The organism is Streptomyces sp. NPDC047971, assembly GCF_040653355.1.
GTDB lineage: Bacteria > Actinomycetota > Actinomycetes > Streptomycetales > Streptomycetaceae > Streptomyces.
The window spans coordinates 61,006-78,315 of the sequence record NZ_JBEZNW010000003.1 but is presented as its reverse complement, the minus strand read 5'-3'; the positions used below and the strand labels follow the sequence as shown (position 1 = coordinate 78,315).

General features: G+C 72.6%; 18 protein-coding genes. 5 read left to right on the top strand and 13 right to left on the bottom strand.

All coding sequences use genetic code 11. The annotated features are described in order from the left end of the window. Window positions 1-63: 63 nt before the first annotated feature. The 5 genes from AB0D99_RS04510 to AB0D99_RS04490 form a co-directional block, all read right to left on the bottom strand. A complete protein-coding gene (locus AB0D99_RS04510; RefSeq protein ID WP_362356826.1) occupies window positions 64-984 on the bottom strand; it encodes a hypothetical protein in 921 nt (306 codons plus the stop codon). An 87-nt stretch (window positions 985-1,071) separates the two neighbouring features. After that, window positions 1,072-2,043, bottom strand: a complete 972-nt coding sequence (locus AB0D99_RS04505; RefSeq protein ID WP_362356824.1) for a BadF/BadG/BcrA/BcrD ATPase family protein — start codon at window positions 2,041-2,043, stop codon at window positions 1,072-1,074. Next, a complete protein-coding gene (locus AB0D99_RS04500; RefSeq protein WP_361862405.1) occupies window positions 2,040-2,717 on the bottom strand; it encodes a uracil-DNA glycosylase in 678 nt (225 codons plus the stop codon). The genes AB0D99_RS04505 and AB0D99_RS04500 overlap by 4 nt, the downstream gene beginning before the upstream one ends. A 33-nt stretch (window positions 2,718-2,750) precedes the next feature. After that, window positions 2,751-3,836, bottom strand: coding sequence for an exo-alpha-sialidase (locus tag AB0D99_RS04495; RefSeq protein WP_362356821.1), 1,086 nt, complete (start codon window positions 3,834-3,836; stop codon window positions 2,751-2,753). A gap of 170 nt (window positions 3,837-4,006) precedes the next feature. Beyond that, window positions 4,007-5,089 (bottom strand): NADH:flavin oxidoreductase/NADH oxidase, encoded by a 1,083-nt coding sequence (locus AB0D99_RS04490; protein WP_362356819.1) that lies wholly within the window; start codon window positions 5,087-5,089, stop codon window positions 4,007-4,009. 125 nt (window positions 5,090-5,214) lie between these two features. Here AB0D99_RS04490 and AB0D99_RS04485 point away from each other — a divergent pair, with 125 nt between their 5' ends. Next, on the top strand, window positions 5,215-5,580 hold the full coding sequence (locus AB0D99_RS04485; RefSeq protein WP_362356817.1) for a helix-turn-helix transcriptional regulator: 366 nt from the start codon (window positions 5,215-5,217) through the stop codon (window positions 5,578-5,580). 118 nt (window positions 5,581-5,698) lie between these two features. Here AB0D99_RS04485 and AB0D99_RS04480 read toward each other — a convergent pair whose 3' ends face one another. Together AB0D99_RS04480 and AB0D99_RS04475 are read right to left on the bottom strand one after the other, a co-directional pair. Then, window positions 5,699-7,078, bottom strand: coding sequence for an FAD-dependent oxidoreductase (locus AB0D99_RS04480; RefSeq protein ID WP_362356815.1), 1,380 nt, complete (start codon window positions 7,076-7,078; stop codon window positions 5,699-5,701). Between the two features lie 112 nt (window positions 7,079-7,190). After that, a complete protein-coding gene (locus AB0D99_RS04475) occupies window positions 7,191-7,841 on the bottom strand; it encodes a DUF305 domain-containing protein (RefSeq protein ID WP_362356813.1) in 651 nt (216 codons plus the stop codon). Between the two features lie 191 nt (window positions 7,842-8,032). On the opposite strand from AB0D99_RS04475, the gene AB0D99_RS04470 reads away from it, so the two are divergent. Next, the gene (locus AB0D99_RS04470; RefSeq protein WP_362356811.1) at window positions 8,033-9,562 is read left to right on the top strand and encodes a hypothetical protein; all 1,530 of its coding nucleotides are present in this window, start codon (window positions 8,033-8,035) and stop codon (window positions 9,560-9,562) included. On the opposite strand, the gene AB0D99_RS04465 is transcribed toward AB0D99_RS04470, so the two are convergent. From AB0D99_RS04465 to AB0D99_RS04450, 4 genes are all read right to left on the bottom strand, one after another. Next, complete coding sequence (locus tag AB0D99_RS04465) at window positions 9,538-10,272, bottom strand: helix-turn-helix domain-containing protein (RefSeq protein WP_362356809.1); 735 nt, start codon at window positions 10,270-10,272, stop codon at window positions 9,538-9,540. The genes AB0D99_RS04470 and AB0D99_RS04465 overlap by 25 nt on opposite strands. 129 nt (window positions 10,273-10,401) lie before the next feature. Further along, window positions 10,402-11,079, bottom strand: a complete 678-nt coding sequence (locus AB0D99_RS04460) for a phosphatase PAP2 family protein (RefSeq protein ID WP_362356807.1) — start codon at window positions 11,077-11,079, stop codon at window positions 10,402-10,404. A 67-nt stretch (window positions 11,080-11,146) separates the two neighbouring features. Beyond that, window positions 11,147-12,082: a M56 family metallopeptidase gene (locus AB0D99_RS04455; protein ID WP_362356805.1), complete on the bottom strand. Its 936-nt coding sequence runs from the start codon at window positions 12,080-12,082 to the stop codon at window positions 11,147-11,149. A gap of 87 nt (window positions 12,083-12,169) precedes the next feature. Continuing rightward, on the bottom strand, window positions 12,170-12,730 hold the full coding sequence (locus AB0D99_RS04450) for a DUF5134 domain-containing protein (RefSeq protein ID WP_362356803.1): 561 nt from the start codon (window positions 12,728-12,730) through the stop codon (window positions 12,170-12,172). Between the two features lie 144 nt (window positions 12,731-12,874). Here AB0D99_RS04450 and AB0D99_RS04445 point away from each other — a divergent pair, with 144 nt between their 5' ends. After that, window positions 12,875-13,426, top strand: coding sequence for a GNAT family N-acetyltransferase (locus tag AB0D99_RS04445; protein WP_362356801.1), 552 nt, complete (start codon window positions 12,875-12,877; stop codon window positions 13,424-13,426). A 16-nt stretch (window positions 13,427-13,442) separates the two neighbouring features. On the opposite strand, the gene AB0D99_RS04440 is transcribed toward AB0D99_RS04445, so the two are convergent. Together AB0D99_RS04440 and AB0D99_RS04435 are read right to left on the bottom strand one after the other, a co-directional pair. Next, window positions 13,443-14,126: a glycerophosphodiester phosphodiesterase family protein gene (locus AB0D99_RS04440; protein ID WP_362356799.1), complete on the bottom strand. Its 684-nt coding sequence runs from the start codon at window positions 14,124-14,126 to the stop codon at window positions 13,443-13,445. Between the two features lie 313 nt (window positions 14,127-14,439). Beyond that, window positions 14,440-15,030, bottom strand: a complete 591-nt coding sequence (locus AB0D99_RS04435; RefSeq protein ID WP_362356797.1) for a PadR family transcriptional regulator — start codon at window positions 15,028-15,030, stop codon at window positions 14,440-14,442. Window positions 15,031-15,099: 69 nt separating this feature from the next. Between AB0D99_RS04435 and AB0D99_RS04430 the strand changes: the two genes are divergently transcribed. Beyond that, on the top strand, window positions 15,100-16,233 hold the full coding sequence (locus AB0D99_RS04430; protein ID WP_362356795.1) for an LLM class flavin-dependent oxidoreductase: 1,134 nt from the start codon (window positions 15,100-15,102) through the stop codon (window positions 16,231-16,233). After that, window positions 16,230-17,249, top strand: a complete 1,020-nt coding sequence (locus AB0D99_RS04425) for an alpha/beta hydrolase (RefSeq protein WP_362356793.1) — start codon at window positions 16,230-16,232, stop codon at window positions 17,247-17,249. The genes AB0D99_RS04430 and AB0D99_RS04425 overlap by 4 nt, the downstream gene beginning before the upstream one ends. The last annotated feature ends 61 nt before the right edge of the window (window positions 17,250-17,310 follow it).

The following is a 17,310-nucleotide window of genomic DNA, read 5'->3' as shown; positions in this document are numbered from 1 at the left end:
GACATACGGGAGGGCCCGCCCCGGACGTGTCCGGTGCGGGCCCTCCCGTATGTCGTCGGCCGGTCAGACGGCCGGGGCACCCTGCTGCTGCGGGGCGATCCCCAGCGTCGAGGTGTACTGCGAGAGCACCAGCTTGCCGATCGCCGGGTAGGCACCCAGCGGCTCGGCCGCGGCGCAGCCCGCCTCCTTGGCGGCCGCGTCGAGCAGGCCGTCGGCCAGCTCGGGGCCGATCAGGTACGGGGCCAGGGCCAGCTGCACCGAGCCGGAGCCGCGCAGCTGCTCGGCGATCGCGGTGATCGAACCCTCCTGGTCCAGCGCGGCGGCCATGACCGGGACGGCCAGCCGGGCGGCCAGCAGCATGCCGGTGATCCCGGCGGCCTGCACGGCCTCCTCGCCGCCGACCGTGGCCAGGACGATGCCGTCGGCGGCCGTCGCCACCGTGAAGAGCCGGGCGCGGTCGGCGCGGGCCAGACCGGCCTCCGACAGGCGCACGTGCAGGGCCTCGGCGAGCAGCGGGTGCGGTCCGAGGACGTCCGTCAGCTCGGCGACGTTGCCGCTGTCCATCACGGCCTGGCGGATCCGGCGCATCAGGGCGCTGTCCGGTCCGGCGAGCAGCGGCACCACGACGGCCGCCGGGCCCTCGGGGGCGCTGACCTCGCGGCCGGCGGCCACGGCCAGCTGGTACCGCTCGGTGCGCAGCGTCTCGGCCCGCGTCAGCACGGTCTCGAGGGTGGGGTACTCGGCGTCGTCGCCGTCCAGGTAGCCGATCACGGCCTCCAGGCCGGGCAGCTCGGAACGGGCGATGCTCACGACCTCCTCGGCCAGCGAGCGTATGGCGGCCGACGGCGCGCCCGGGACGGCGAGAACGAGTGCGGGAGCACCCTCGGGCGCCGCCACGGGTTCGGGGCGACGGTGCCGTCCGGGCTGGCGGGGTCGCGGCATTCGTACAGGCAGGCCGGAAGCGGGCCCAGTGGGGGAGCTCATGGCGCCGCATGTTACTGGTTTCGTCCGCCGCGCAGGGCACTGAGGTGCAGCAGAGCGTTATCTGCCCCTCTTTGTCCGAACCGTCGTTTACCGGGTCAATTGCAGCAACTGAGGCTCCGTGGGCAGCCGCAGCGTGTCCGTGGCCAGCCAACCGGCGACGGCCAGCGACCCGGCGAGCGGATCCCCGGCCGCCGACGCCGTGCGGGCATGCGGCAATTGTTCCGCGAGCTCGGCGCGCAGCGGTACGAGGAGCGGGTCGCCCATCCTGAACAGGCCGCCCGTCAGAGCCACTTCCGCCGCTCCCGAGGCCGGGCACACGGCGGCCGCGGCCTCGGCCACATGCGCGGCGGCCCGCCGGAGGATCCCCGTCGACACCGCGTCGCCGGCCGTCGCGCAGTGGGCCACGTCGGGGGCGAACGAGGCCAGCACGGCGGGCCGGTCCGTCCGTGGATAGAGCGCTCCCGGCAGCCCGGCGGCGGGGCCGAACCGCTCCTCGGCCCGGGCGAGCAGAGCCCGCGAACCGCCCCTGCGACCGTCGAAGGCCCGCATCGCGGCCTCCAGCCCGGCGCGCCCGATCCAGGCGCCGCTGCCGCAGTCGCCCAACAGATGGCCCCAGCCGTCGGCCCGGCGCCAGGTCGTGAGATCCGTGCCGAGCGCGATCAGCCCGGTGCCACCCGCCACCACCGCGCCGCGACGCTGTCCGAGGGCCCCCGCGTACGCGGTGACGGCGTCGGCGGCCAGCGCCAGCCGGCGCACGCCCAGCGCCCCTTCCAGCGCCCAGGGCAGCACGGCGCGCAGCTCGTCGCCGAGCGTCGCCATGCCGGCGGCACCGACCGCGAGGGCGACCACGTTCCCCGCCCCGGCCCTGCCGAGCATCGCCTCGACGGCGGGCAGGACCTGCGCGAGGAGATGGGCCGCCTCGATCCCGCCGGGGCCGGTCCGCACCGGCTCGGCGGACGTCACGGTCTCCACGGGGCGTGGGTCGGCCGCCCGCGCGAGGGCGATCCGCAGCCCCGAGCCGCCCGAGTCGACCCCGACGACCCAGCCCGCGTCCGTCATGGCAGGCGCCAGTCCACCTCCTGCGCCCCCTGGCGCAGAAGCAGTTCGTTCGTGCGGCTGAACGGCCGCGAACCGAAGAACCCGCGGTCGGCCGACATCGGGGAGGGGTGGGAGGACTCGATCGCCGGCAGATTGCCCAGCAGCGGACGGAGATTGCGCGCGTCACGGCCCCACAACACGGACACCAGCGGCTTCCCGCGGGCGGCCAGCGCCCGGATGGCCTGTTCGGTGACGGCCTCCCAGCCCTTGTCGCGATGGGCGCCGGGCTTGCGGGGCGCGGTGGTGAGCGCTCTGTTCAGCAGCAGCACACCCTGACGGGTCCAGGGCGTCAGATCGCCGTTCGAGGGCCGGGGCAGCCCCAGGTCGGTGTGCATCTCCCGGAAGATGTTGTCCAGGCTCGGCGGGACGGGGTTCACCTCCGGCGCCACGGAGAAGCTCAGGCCCACCGCGTGCCCCGGCGTCGGGTAGGGGTCCTGGCCGACGATCAGGACCCTCACCTCGTCGAAGGGCTGCTGGAACGCCCGCAGGACGTTCGCCCCCGCGGGCAGGTAGGTCCGCCCCGCGGCGATCTCCTGACGCAGGAAGTCGCCCATCGCGGCGATGCGTTCGGCCACGGGCGCGAGCGCGTGCGCCCACCCCGGTTCGACGATCTCATTCAACGGTCGTGCTGCCACGGACGTCACTCTACTGGCGCAGCGTCACCCGGCTCACCCGATCACCGCCGCCCGCACGCAGAGCACGTCCGGCAGGTGTTCGGCGAGCAGCTGCCAACTGTCGCCGTCGTCCGCGCTCGCGTAGAGCTCGCCGTTGCGGTTGCCGAAGTAGACGCCCGCCGGATCGCCGTCGTCGGTGCACATCGCGTCGCGCAGGACCGTGCCGTAGTGGTCGCCGTCCGGCAGCCCCGCCGTCAGCGGCTCCCAGCTCGCGCCCGCGTCACTCGTACGGTAGACGCGGCAGCGGTGCCCGGCCGGCACCCGGTCCTCGTCGGCGTTGATGGGGAACACGTAGGCCACGTCGGGCCGGTGGGGGTGCGCGGCGACCGTGAAGCCGAAGTCGGAGGGGAGGCCGGAGCCGATGTCGGTCCACTTCCCGCCCGCGTCGTCGCTGCGGTACACGCCCCAGTGGTTCTGCAGGTAGAGCCGGTCACGGTCGCCCGCGTCCTGGGCGATCTTGTGCACGCACTGGCCGAACTCCGGGTTCGGATCGGGCAGGAAGACCGCGGACACCCCCTGGTTGGAGGGGTTCCAGCTGGCCCCTCCGTCCTGGGAGCGGAACACGCCCGCCGTCGACACCGCGACCGTCACCGCCTCCGGATCGCGTGGATCGGTCACGATCGTGTGCACGGCCTCGCCGCCTCCGCCGGGCATCCAGCGCGACCGGGTCGGGTGCTCCCACAGCGGGCGGACGAGCTCGAAGGACGTGCCGCCGTCCTCGGACCGGAACAGGGCGGCGGGCTCCGTACCCGCGTAGACGACGTCGGGGGAGTGCGCGGGGGCGGGGTGCAGCTGCCAGACCCTCTCCAGCGAAGCCCCGGTGTCCTTGGGGAACTTGACCGCGGGCTTCGGCGGCTCGGTCCAGGTCGCGCCGAGGTCGTCGGAGCGGAAGACGGACGGGCCCCAGTGGGAGCTGTCGCCGCCGACGAGGAGCCGGGGGGTGGAACCCCGGGTGTCGATGGCGACCGAGTAGATCGCCTGAGCGTTGAAGTGGGGTTCGTCGAACTCCCACCGGCCGTCGCGCCTTCGGCCGATGAACAGCCCCTTGCGGGTGCCTACGGTCAGTACTACGTCGGGCATGGCCGACACCTCCAGGACGCCGTTGTCGCGGATAGGGGCCAGTCTGCACCCGGCCACTGACAGCGGCTCCCGGAACGGACGTCTCCCCAGGTCACGGGCGTGTTCCCGGTCGACCTGGGGAGAGCTGGAGCGCGGGTTCCGGAAGCGGGTTCCGCGCGGAGGGCGCGTGCTCAGATCGCCCAGGCGTACTGGCTCGGCGCGTGCGTCCCGGCGCCCAGCTCGCGGGCCGCCCGGCGGGCCCAGGAGGCGTCCCGGAGCAGCTCGCGGCCGAGCAGGACGGCGTCGGCCTCGCCGTTGGCGACGATCTTCTCGGCCTGGTCGATCTCCGTGATCAGACCCACGGCGGCGACGGGCAGACCGGTCTCGGCCCGCACCCGGGCCGCGAAGGGCACCTGGTACCCGGGGCCGACGGGGATCTGCGCCGGGCCGCCGTTGCCGCCGCTGGAGACGTCGAGCAGGTCGACCCCGTGTTCCCGCAGCAGGCGGGCGAAGCGGACGGTGTCGTCCGGGGTCCAGCCCCGCTCCTCCAGCCAGTCGGTGGCCGAGATCCGGAAGAAGAGCGGAAGCTCCTCGGGCCACACCGCCCGAACGGCGTCGACGACTTCGAGGGCGAGACGGGTGCGGTTCTCGAACGAGCCGCCGTAGGCGTCGGTGCGGTGGTTGCTGTGCGGGGAGAGGAACTCGCCGATGAGGTAGCCGTGGGCGCCGTGCACCTCGAGCACCTCGAAGCCGGCGGTCAGGGCCCGGCGGGCCGCGTCGGCGAACTGCCCGGTGATCTCCGCGATCTGCTCCGTCGTCAGCTCGGTCGGGACGGGATAGCCCTCGGCGAACTCGACGGGGCTCGGCGCGACGGGCTGCCAGCCGTGGCCGTCGGCGGGGACCGGGCCGCGGCCGTCCCAGGGACGCTTGGTGGCGGCCTTGCGGCCCGCGTGGCCGATCTGGATGCCGGGAACGGTGCCGTGCTCCTTGAGGAACGCGGAGATGCGGCGGAGCGCCGCCACCTGGGTGTCGTTCCAGATGCCGAGGTCGGCGGGGCTGATACGGCCCTCGGGGGCGACAGCGGTCGCCTCGACGAGGATGAGTCCGGTACCGCCGGTGGCGCGGGAGGCGTAGTGGGCGAAGTGCCAGTCGTTGGCGACGCCCGCGTTCGGGCCGAACACCTCTGCCGAGTACTGGCACATCGGGGCCATCCACACCCGGTTCGGGATGGTCACCGACCGCAGGGTGTACGGCTCGAACAGGGCGACGCTCATGGCGGACTCCGTTTCGTGGGGTCTCGAAGGATGCTCGTACGATACTCATCGTAGTACGTCATCTGTCAAACTACGAGAGTTCTCGTACAATGGCTGCCTACCTCGGATGAAGTGGAGCCGCCGCCGTGACGACCGCGACCAGCCCTCGGGTCCTCGACCACCCCACGCGCGAGGAGATCCGCCTGGAGGGGGTGCTGCACGCGCTGTCGGACGCGGTGCGTCTGACGATCGTCGGCGACCTGGCGCGCGAGGGCACCGAGTTGAGCTGCTCCTACTTCGACCTGCCGGTGACCAAGTCCACGACGACGCACCACTTCCGCGTGCTGCGCGAGGCCGGCGTCATCCAGCAGATCTACCGGGGCACCGCCAAGCTCAACGTGCTGCGCCGCGAGGACCTGGACGCCCTCTTCCCCGGCCTGCTGGACAGCGTCCTGCGGGCGGCCCGGGCCCAGGGGGAGCGTGTGGGGCAGCGGGCCGGCGACGACGCGTAGCGCACCCACGGCCGAGGTCGGAGCCCCCGACGGCCCTACCGACGTCCGGCGCCGCGCTGACCCCGGTCCGCGCTGACCCCCGGTCCGCGCCGCCCCCGATCCGCACCGCCCCGTGCCGTCACGCCTGTCGGTCGGTGCCCTCCCGCGCTGCCGCTCGGAGGCCCTGCCAGTCCGGGATCTTCACGCGTTCACGGCCCAGTGAGCGCCCCAGCGCCGACTCCGCGCGCTCGATGGAGAGCCAGCCCCGCCAGGCGACCGGCTCGTGGCCCAGGTCCCGCAGCGCGCCGATCGGGTCGGCCGCCACCGGGCGCCGGGCCAGCTCCGCCGCGTCGTCCAGCAAGGAGGTCACGGTCTCCTTGGCGCACGGGCGGTTGGTGCCGATGACACCCGTGGGGCCGCGCTTGATCCAGCCGGCGACGTACTCGCCCGGCGACGGCACGCCGTCCCGCAGCACCCGGCCGGCCTCGTTCGGGACGGTGCCCCGGTTCTGGTCGAAGGGCAGCCCGGGCAGGGCGACGCCCTTGTAGCCGACGGCCCGCAGGACCAGCTGGGCCTCGATCTCCTCGTACCGTCCCGTGCCGCGCACCCCGCCGGCGCCGTCCGGCTCCGTCCGCTCGAAGCGGACCGCGGCCACCCGGCCGCCCTCGCCCAGCAGCTCCACCGGCCGCAGGAAGAACCGCAGCCGGATGCTCCGTGCCGCCTCGGCCCCGCCGTCCCGTGCCGCCGGGCCGCCGCCCGCCGCCCAGCCGCGGACGACCTCCACGTTCCGCCGGTTCACGGCCGGCAGTGCCGAGGAGTCGGCGAACGAGGGGTCCAGCGCCAGATCCGCCGGATCCACGCTCACCCGCGCGCTGTCCAGTCCACCGAGCTCCCGCAGCTCCTTCGTCGTGAACTTGGCCTGTCCGGCGCCCCGGCGCCCCACCATGTGCACCTCGCGCACCCGGCTCGCCGCCAGCGCCGCGAGCGCGTCCTGCGGCACGTCCGTGGGGCGCAGTTCGTCCGCGCCCCTGGCCAGGATCCGGGTGACGTCCACCGCCACGTTGCCCACGCCGATCACGACCGCCGAGCGGCCGTCGAGCCGGAAGCCGTCGCCCGCGGCATCGGGGTGCGCGCTGTACCAGGAGACGAAGTCGGTCGCCGAGTGGCTGCCCGCCAGATCCTCGCCGGGCACCCCCAGCCGGCGGTCCCGCGCCGCGCCCACGCAGTACACGACCGCGTGGTACAGCTCCAGGAGGCCGGCCGGGGTCAGCCCCCGCCGGCCCACCTCGACGTTGCCGACGAACCCGACCCGCTCGTCCTCCAGGACCGCGCGCAGGTTCTGCTGGAGCGACTTGATCTTCTCGTGGTCGGGCGCGACGCCGTAGCGGACCAGGCCGTACGGGCAGGGCAGCCGGTCCAGGACGTCGACCCGCACCCCGGGCACCCCGGACCGCTGGACCAGCGACTGGGCGGTGTAGACCCCGCTGGGCCCGGAACCGACGACAGCGACACGAAGCACGGCCGTACTCCTTCCCGCCGCGGGCGTTCCCGCCGAGAGGCTTCCAGCATGGCACCGGAAGCCCCGGCAGGGGAGACGCGCGACAGGCCCGGCCGCCCCGGGGCGGGCTCCGCTACATCGAGCGCATCCGGTTGATCTCCGCCGTCTGCTGCGCCATCACGTCGTTCGCCATCTCCTCCACGAGGACGTTGTTCCCCTGCCCCAGCACCTCGGCCGCCATCGTCACCGCGCCCTCGTGGTGGGTGACCATCAGCTTCAGGAACAGTTCGTCGAACGCCGTGCCCTTCGCCTGGCGCAGCTGCGCGAGCTGCGCCTCGGTCGCCATCCCCGGCATGGTGTGGTGGTCGTGACCGCCCTGCTCACGCGGGCCGCCGTTGTTCTTCAGCCAGCCCTCCATGGCGTCGATCTCCGGCTTCTGCGCCGCCGTGATGCGGTCGGCCAGCTTCTTGACCTGCGCCGACGCGGCCCGTTCCGGAGCGAGCGCGGTCATCGTCAGCGCCTGCCTGTGGTGCACGATCATCATCTGCGCATAGGTGAAGTCCGCCGCGTTGGGCTTGTCGTCGGGGAGCAGCCGGGACGCCTCGGCCGGCGATATCCTCCGCGCCGGCTCGCCCGGCTTGCCCGGCGCCACCACCGCGGGGGCCGAAGCGCCCTGGCTCTGCGGCTCCTTCGCGTCCGGGGCCGCATCGCAGGCGGCCAGCGCCCACACCGCGGCGGCACTCAGCGCGACGGCGACAGCTCCACGGATACGGCGGTTCAACAAGGCGACCTCCAGAGGTGGTTCCGAGGGACCGGGGACATGCGTCGGGCACCGTTCCTAGCACGCTTCTCAGGGGCATCGAGCAAAAACATTCATTACGTGTGTGTTGCCATCTGTTGAGATGTGCACGCTAAGGACGATACTGCCGGGGTCCATCACCCGTTCAACTACGAACGGACACAAGGGAGGACGGAGTGACTTCGTTGCGTACCACGCGCATCACGCGTACCCCGCGCGCACGGATCAGAGGTCTGGGTGTGGCGACCGCCGCGGCCGGACTGCTGGTCAGCCTGCTCGCGGCCGGCCCCGCGGCCGCCACACCCGACCCGGGTGACGCCACCGCGCAGGGCACCGTCTCCTCTGAGCAGGCGGCCGAGGCCCGGTCCGCCATCCAGAGCGGCGAGATACCCGGCGTGGACGAGATCGTCCACAGTGACAACATCCAGCACCTCGTGAACATCCCCAAGGACGCTCTCGCGGGCACCAACTCCGACCTGGCCTTCCAGGGCAAGTACGCCTTCGCGGGCAATTACGACGGCTTCCGCATCTTCGACATCAGCAACCCGCGCGCACCGAAGACGGTCGCCCAGGTCCTCTGCCCGGGCTCCCAGAACGACATCTCCGTCTCCGGCAACCTCGTCTTCCTCTCCACCGACTCCTCCCGCAGCGACAACTCCTGTGCCAGCGTCAGCCAGCCGGCCACGGAGAAGTCCTCGTGGGAGGGCATGAAGATCTTCGACATCAGCGACATCCGCAACCCGAGGTACGTCGCCGCCGTCGAGACCGCGTGCGGTTCGCACACCCACACGCTGGTGCCGAAGAAGAGGGACGTGTACGTCTACGTCTCCTCGTACTCGCCCAACACCGCGTTCCCGGACTGCCAGCCCCCGCACGACGGCATCACGGTCATCAAGGTGCCGCGCAAGGCGCCGGAGAAGTCCGCGATCGTCTCCTTCCCCGTCCTCTTCCCCGGTGAGGGACCGGACGGCGGCGGCAACCCGGGCGGCCCGACCAACCCGGGCGTCTCCAAGACCACCGGCTGCCACGACATCACCGTGCTGCCGGACGAGGACCTCGCGGCCGGCGCCTGCATGGGCGACGGCATCATCTTCGACATCGAGGACCCCGAGCGGCCGAAGGTCATCGACCAGGTCCAGGACAACGTCAACTTCGCGTTCTGGCACTCCGCGACCTTCAACCAGAAGGCCAACAAGGTCGTCTTCACCGACGAGCTCGGCGGCGGCGGCGCGGCCACCTGCAACGAGGCCGTCGGCCCGAACCGCGGTGCCAACGGCATCTACGACATCGTCGGCAAGGGGAAGAAGAGCAAGCTCGTCTTCCGCAGCTATTACAAGATCCCGCGCCACCAGGCCGACACCGAGAACTGCGTCGCCCACAACGGCTCGCTGATCCCGGTCCGGGGCAAGGACCTGATGGTCCAGGCGTGGTACCAGGGTGGCGTCTCGGTCTGGGACTTCACCGACTCCCGCAAGCCGAAGGAGATCGCCTACTTCGAGCGTGGTCCGCTCTCCGCCACCACCATCAGCACCGGCGGTTCGTGGTCCGCGTACTACTACAACGGCTACATCTACTCCAACGACATCGCGAAGGGCTTCGACGTGCTGAAGCTCGACGACCGTCGTACGGACCCGGCGAAGCGGATCCGGATGGACGCGCTGAACGTCCAGACGCAGCCGGACTACTTCGACGACTTCGACGACTGAGACGTCGACGACCGGGTCTCCGAGGGCGGGTCCTTCGGGGGCCGGGTCCTGGGCGACTGACACGGCACCCGGAGCTCTGACACCGAGGCCGTGAAGGGAATGCCGTCGGGCGGACCGCCGTCCGGCGGCATTCCCTGCTCCCAGTCCAGCCCGTACCGCTGGAACAGCTCCGACCGCAGTCGCGCCACGGGCATCGGCGCCCCCGGCAGCAGCACCGCCACGACGGCGCCCATCAGCAGCGCCCGCAGCAGCGGATAGTCCGCGTCCACGTCCGCGGAGCCGTACCGCGTCACCGTGTCCCGCAGCAGGAAGGCCAGCCGCTGCTGCTCCGGGCACTGCACGAACCCCTCGGCCTGCAGGATCCCCGCCATGTGCGTCCGCATCAGGACCGGCCGGTCCACCGCCAGCCCCAGGATCGCGTCGATGGCCCGCGCCATCCGCTCCCGGCCGTCCTCGGTCCGCGGCTCGCGCTCCAGCGCCTCCTCCAGCGTGAGGTGCATCAGCCGGTGCACCGCCGACTGCAGCAGCTGACGCTTGCCCGGGAAGTAGTACGAGATCAGACCGCGTGCCGACCCGGCCCGCTCGGCGATGTCGCCCAGTGTCGTCGCCTCGTACCCGCGCTCGGAGACGAGCTCGACGGTCGCCTCCAGGAGGCGTTCCCGAGATCGTCGCCGAAGCTCTTCATTGACCGATGGGCTACGCGGGGACATGCTTGACTCCTGCGTTGACTGGCTCGCAGCCAATATACTCAGCGCAGCCTGCTGTCGCGCCTTCGTGGCTGGTCAGCGGTTTTGCCGTCTGTTCTGGGCGACGCGGGGGATCGTCCAGGACAGGCGGCGTCAGGGCGTTTCTCCCATTCTCCTCCGAGTCGTCCCCGGCGGAGCGGCCCGGCCGGACCCTTCGCCGTACGCGCGGAACGTGATGATCGACACAGTCACGAGGAAGATCCCGAGCAGCCAGCCGGCCACCACGTCCGACGGCCAGTGCACTCCCAGATAGACCCGGGTCCACCCCACACCGAGCACCGACACCACGGCCGTCACCGCGATCACGCTCCAGCCCCTCCAGCCCTCCCGCCAGTGCAGGGCGAGCACCCAGAGCAGCAGGCCACAGCTCACGGTCGCGGTCATCGCGTGTCCCGAGGGGAACGACGCGTAGTGAGCGGAGTCCACCGGATCCGGCCAGGCGGGCCGCTCCCGGCCGACCGCCCACTTCATGCCCTGCTGGATGCCCGCCGTCAGCAGACTGGCCGCCGTCAGCCACAGGGCGAGCAGCCGCTCGCGCCGCCACCACAGCACCACCACGGCGACACCGACCAGCACGCGCATCGTCAACGGGTCCCACACCCAGTCGCTCAGGATCCGGTTGAGCTGCGTGAAACCCGGCTCGGCGACGGCGCTGCGGTGCAGCTCCTCCGTGACGGATCGGTCCAGGGAGAGCAGTGGTGGCCAGCTCACGGCCACCAGGACGAGCAGCAGCACGGCCAAGGCGGCGGAGACCACGGCGGAGGAGCGCATGGGTCGATCTTCCCCGACCCGCGCGGCGGAATCCCCGCCGACCCCGGCTACGCGCCGGATTCCCCGGCTATCCGAGTGCCCTGAGGGCGGGCACGAACGCCACCAGGACCGGCACGACGGGGACGAGCGCCGCGGACGCCGTCAGTCCCAGCCGGCGGCCGGCGGTGAGCCGCGGAGCGGCCGTGAGGAGGCGGTTGACCCGCTGCGGAAGATCCGCGTCCGGTGCGGGACCCGGCCCGAACACCCCGCGTTCCTCGTTCAGCTCCACCAGCGCGAGCGCGATCGTCAGCCGTCCGAACCGGCGCGAGGCCACGTCGTCGGCAGCCAGCTCCACCAGCCGGTGCATCTCGCCCCGGAAGGCCGCGAAGACCGGGATCCCCGGGAACCCGTCCGCCAGCGCCCCCGAGCAGTGCAGCAGCCAGTCGTGGCGCGCCCGGGCGTGTCCCTGCTCGTGCGCGAGCACGGCGTCGAGCTGGCGCCCCTTCAGGCGGCGCAGCGCCGCCGTCGTGATGACCAGCTGCGGCGCGGTCCCCGGCAGCCACCAGGCGTCCGGCCGCTCGCCCTCCAGCACCACGAGGCGCTCACTCCCCGGCTCCTCGCCCGGCAACAGGGGTGCGCGGACGAGCAGTTCGCAGCGGCGCTGCCGACGGCGGGACCGCGCCCGGCGGATCTCCCTGCCGAGCATCGCGCCGGTCCACAGGCCACCACAGGCCAGGACCACGGCGAGCACGGCCGACCAGGGCCGGTGGGTGCCCAGTTCGTACGCCTCCAGCACACCGTGCGGTGCGCCCGCGAAGACCTGTCCCCGTACCACCTGCCAGGCGGCCGAGGCGCTGAACGTCATCGACAGCGCGAAGCTGAGCAGCACCGCCGCCACCACGCACTGCCACACCCACAGGGCCACGACGGGCTCCCGTTCCGCCCAGTCGGACCGTGACAACAGCCGTGGGGCCACGGCGGCGGTCAGGACGCCGAGCGAGAGCAGCGCGAGGGAGACCAACATGGTGTCCAGCCTATGAGGGGTGTACTACTCGGGGGTATGGCCCCGCGCGTCAAGTGACGTACGCCACGGTTTCCGACGCCGTCGGTGTCAGAGGGCGACCAGCATCGCCAGCATCGCGAGCGCCATCGACAGCCGGCACACCAGCGCGAACTCCGGCCCGGTGGACCGGGCCGCCGACGGGCCGCCCGACGGCACCGCCACCGGGACGAGCCGCGTCCCCGCGCGGAGCACGTACACGACGTAGTACGCGAGAAGCGCGCCGGTCACGAGCGGTACGCCCGCGGTGACCCCGGCGGATCCGTGGCCCCCGTGCGCTCCCTGGGCCGGAGCCGCCATGACCACGGCCATGTAGACCATCGCCAAGGAGCCCAGCAGATGGTGCAGATGGTGGCCGCCGCGCCGCACCGCCGACAGCGCGCGCAGGGCCGCCGCCCCGAACACGGCCGCGTACACCGCCCAGGACCAGGCGGGCGGTGTCAGCATGGCGGGCGGCGCGGCCATCACCGCCATCCCGAAGCCCATCAGGGCCTCGCTCCCCGCCGTCCGGCGCTCCTCGCCCGCGCACCGGCGCATCCGCAGCAGGCAGTACACGCCGACCGCCCCGCACAGCGTCAGCAACAGCCAGGCCGACAACGCCGGTCCGTGCACGGCACACCTCCCGTGGGTCTCCACCCGGGTCGATGCCCGTACCGGGCCGGGACTACGCGAGCGCACAGGCGTACGCGGGGGGAGCACGGTCCCGGGGCGTTACGCTCGGGGGGATCGACAGCGCCCCGAGGGAGACCGAACAGCATGGACACCGCCACGCCGCAGGAGACCGGCCGGATCGGCTACCGCGACGCCGTCGAGGACGACGTCGCGCTCCTCGTGCCGCTCGTGGAGTCGGCCTACCGCGGCGACTCCAGCCGGACCGGCTGGACGACCGAGGCGGACATCCTGGAGGGCCAGCGGACCGACGCCGAGGGCGTGCGGGCCGTCATCACCACCCCGGGCAGCCGGCTGATGGTCGTGGAGCGGGACGGCGAGGTCGTCGCCTGCTGCCAGCTCGAACACCGTGGCGACGCCGCCTACTTCGGGATGTTCGCGGTCCGCCCCGACCTCCAGGGCGCCGGTCTGGGCCGCCTGATCATCGCCGAGGCGGAGCGCCGGGTGCGGGAGACCTGGGGCGTGCGCGAGATGCACATGACGGTGATCTCCGTCCGCGAGGAGCTCGTCGCCTGGTACGAGCGGCGCGGCTACCGCCGTACGGGAGAGATGACGCCCTTCCCGTACGGCGACGAGCGCTTCGGCATCCCGCAGCGGGACGACCTGCAGTTCGAGCTCCTGGTGAAGCCGCTGGTCTGAGCCCGGGGCCGGCGGATCAGGCCGTGAAGCGGCCGGTGCGGCGGATCTCCGGGTAGTCGGTCGTCGCGCCGTCGAGCTCCAGGGCCCGTACGAGCCGCAGATGGTCCTGCGTGTTCACCACCCAGCCGATGACCCGCAGGCCCTCGCCGTGGGCGCGCTCGACGGTCTCCAGGGTGAGGTGCCGGATGTTCAGGACGAGGGCGCCGGCGCCGACGGCCTTGGCCCGGTCCACGACGTCGGCCTCCCACAGGTCCGCCACGAGCGCGGTACGGACGCCGGGGACCAGCCGGGAGACCTCCGCGAGCGCCTCGGCGTGGAACGAGAGGACCTCCACCCGGCCCACCAGGTCACGCCGGTTCATCACCTCCGCGAGCGCCCGGGCGGCCGCCACGTCCTTGATCTCCGCCTGGAGCGGGGAGCGCACGGCGTCCAGGACCTCTTCGAAGACGGGGACCCGCTCGCCTTCGCCCGCGTCCAGCTCGCGCAGCTCGGCGAGGGTCTTCTCGGCGATCGCGCCGCTGCCGTCGGTGGTCCTGCCGACGTCGGCGTCGTGCATCACGACCAGGGCGCCGTCCTTGCTCAGGTGGAGATCCAGCTCGATGACGTCCATGCCGGACTGCTCGGCCCGGACGAAGGAGCGCAGGGTGTTCTCGGGCTCGACGCCCATGACTCCGCGATGACCGATGGTGAGGAAACTCAAGATCTTCTCGCTTCCGTCGATGTCCGGGCCCGGGTCCCTCCGGGCTTCCGGTGCGGCCAGGGGGTGTCTTGTGGGTCAGGCCGGATCAGATGGCGGCGTCTGGCGCGTGCAGCTGCGAGGCGGAGGAAGGAGTCCACGCGGAGCGTCGACGACTCACGACAACGCAGCAGATGTGCGTGCCAGGCGCCGCGAGCCCGGAAAGACCCACAAGACACCCCCTGGGGGCGCAGCCTAGTGACTTCGCCGCGAGAAGGAAGCGCATGCGCGCGGGGCGTCGGAAGGTGCCACTCCGGGCGTCACGCCCACGGCCGCCTCAGGGCGCCGCGTCCCCCCGCGCGGGAGCCTCCACCAGGGCCTCCAGGTCCGTCAGCATCGACTCGGCGAGCTCCAGCTCCGCCAGATGCTGCCGTTCGCTCCAGCGCAGGGCCACCACCGGATGCCGCCACTCCGGCTCGGCCTGTGCGCGGGCGAGCGCGTCCCGGACCTCTTCGAGCTCGCCGCGGGTGCGGGTGATGTGCTCCTCGACGAGCGTCCGCAGCCGTTCCGGGGCGGCGAGATGCCCCAGCCAGACCCGCAGCACCAGCGGATGCTTGAGCACCACCGGCCCGCCGTCGCCCTCCGCCCAGTCGGCCAGCGCGGACCGGCCCGCGTCCGTGATCACGTACCGCCGCTTGGTCCGCGGCTCCTCCGGGCCCGAACGGGTCGATTTCACGTACCCCCGCGACTCCAGCCGGCGCAGCTCCGCGTAGATCTGGCTGATCGCCGGCGACCAGTGGAAGAAGCGCAAGGAGGCGTCCGCCCACTTCTTCAGCTCGTAGCCGGTGCGCCCGCCGGGGAAGGAGAGCAGCCCGAGCACCGCCCAGGCGGTCTGCGGCAATCCGTGCTCGGTCTCTTGTCTCTTCACGATCTGACGACTAGTCATATGACTGATCGAAACAAGGACAGCTCCCCGACACAACCCCCTGGAGGGCACGTGAAGTTCTCCGTGATCTTCGAGGCACAGCTGGCCGACCCGACCGTGGAGCACGAGCACCAGGTCATCCACGACTGCGTCGAACAGGCCGTCCTGGCGGAGGAGATGGGCTTCGACCGGATCTGGGCGGTCGAGCACCATTCCCTGAAGTGGTACGCCCACATGTCCGCCCCCGAGGTCTTCCTCAGCTATGTCGCCGCGCGCACGAGCCGCATCCGCATCGGCCACGGCGTGGTCTGCATGCCGTTCAACTTCAATCACCCCGCCCGTGTCGCCGAACGCGCGGCCATGCTCGACCTGCTCTCCGGCGGGCGCCTCGACCTCGGCGCCGGGCGGGGCGGCACCGAGCAGGAGACCTCGCTGTGCGGGGTCGACCGGGACCGGACGGCCCAGGAGGTCGAGGACGCCCTGCGGATCATCGGCAGGGCCTGGCGGAAGGACGAGCTGGAGTACCGCTCCGAGCTGATCAGCATCGATCCGCATCCGATCCTGCCCCGCCCGCGGCAGACCCCGCACCCACCGCTCTTCCTCGCCTGCAGCCGCACGGAGACCCTCACCCAGGCCGCCGAGCTCGGCATCGGCGCGCTCGTGATGGGCTTCGCCGGGCCGGAGTCGATCGCCGAGATGCGCCGTGCCTACGACGCGGCACGCGCCGCCCGCACCGGTGACCGGTACGTCTCCACCGTGGTCAACGACCACTTCTCCGTCCTCTGCCCCACGATCGTCCTCGACGACCGCGCCGAGGCCCGCCGCGTCGGCATCCGGGGCCAGCGCTTCTTCGCCCAGTCGATCGGCCACTGGTACGGGGGAGCGGGCATCCCCGACGAGGCCGTGGTGCCCGGCGCGGACGAGGCCGCCGACATGCGCCGCGCCGCCGAACAGGTCGTCGCCCGCCTCCACGAACAGCGCATACCGGTACGCCCCGCCGCCACGGCGACCTTCCACGCCGACCACGCCTACGGCACGGCCGAGGACGCCATCGCCTACGTGGAACGGCTCAGGGACGCGGGCGCCGACGAGATCATGTGCCTGATGCAGATGGGGACCGTGCCGCAGGAGGCGTGTCTGGAGACCCTGCGCCAGTGGGGCGAGAAGGTCATCCCCCACTTCACCGAGGGGGCGGGCGCACGATGACCGGGACCGCACCCTCCGGCGGTCCCGGAGGTCCGGGCGACCGGCTCGACCCCGAGGCCCGCCCGTTCGTCGACCTGCTCACCGCCGTCTTCCCGGACATCGGCGGCGCGGTCACCGACCCGGCCGAGGCCCGTCGGCTGCTCGCCGCCGCGCCCGCGCAGCCCGGTGAGCCGCCCGTCGTCGGCTCGGTGGAGGACCGGGCCGTCCCCGGCCCCGAGGGCGCCCCACCGCTCCGGGTGCGCGTCTACCGCCCGGAGGGTGACGGGCTGCCCCGCCCGACCACCGTCTTCCTGCACGGCGGCGGCTGGGTCCTCTGCGGCCTGGAGACCCATGACCGCACCTGCCGGGCCCTGTGCCGGGCGTCCGGGGGCGTCGTCGTCTCCGTCGACTACCGGCTCGCGCCGGAGGCGCCCTTCCCCGCCGCCGTGGAGGACGCCTACGCGGCGCTCCTGTGGGCCGCCGCACACGTCGACGAGCTGGGCGGCGAGCCGGCGGCGCTCGTCGTCGCGGGGGACAGCGCGGGCGGCAACCTCGCCGCCGCGTCCACGCTGCTCGCCCGCGAACGCGGGGGCCCCGCGATCGCCCGCCAGGTGCTGATCTACCCCGCCACCGACCTGGCCGGCACCCACGCCTCGTACCGGACCAACGGCGACGGCTACTACCTCACCGCCGCCCACATGCGCTGGTACCGCGACCACTACCTCGGTCCGGACGGCGACCCCCGCCATCCGCTCGTCTCCCCGCTGGGCGCGGAGCTCGGCGGTCTGCCGCCCGCCCACGTGGTCACCGCCGGATGCGACCCGCTGTGCGACGAGGGGCGGGCCTTCGCCGCGGCTCTGGCCTCGGCGGGCGTCGAGGTCACGGAGGACCACCACTCGGGGATGTTCCACGGCTTCCTGGCCCTGGGCGAGCACCTCGGAGCGGCGGCTCGGGCCTTCGCGACCGCGGGGGATGCGATTGCCTCAACCCTTCCGGACAGGAAATTTAACGGTGACCATGGGGGTGGCGCAGGATAATTTCTCTTGCTCCTCTTGTCCGGAGGAACCGCGGACCGATACGGTGTCTTGACGCGAGGTT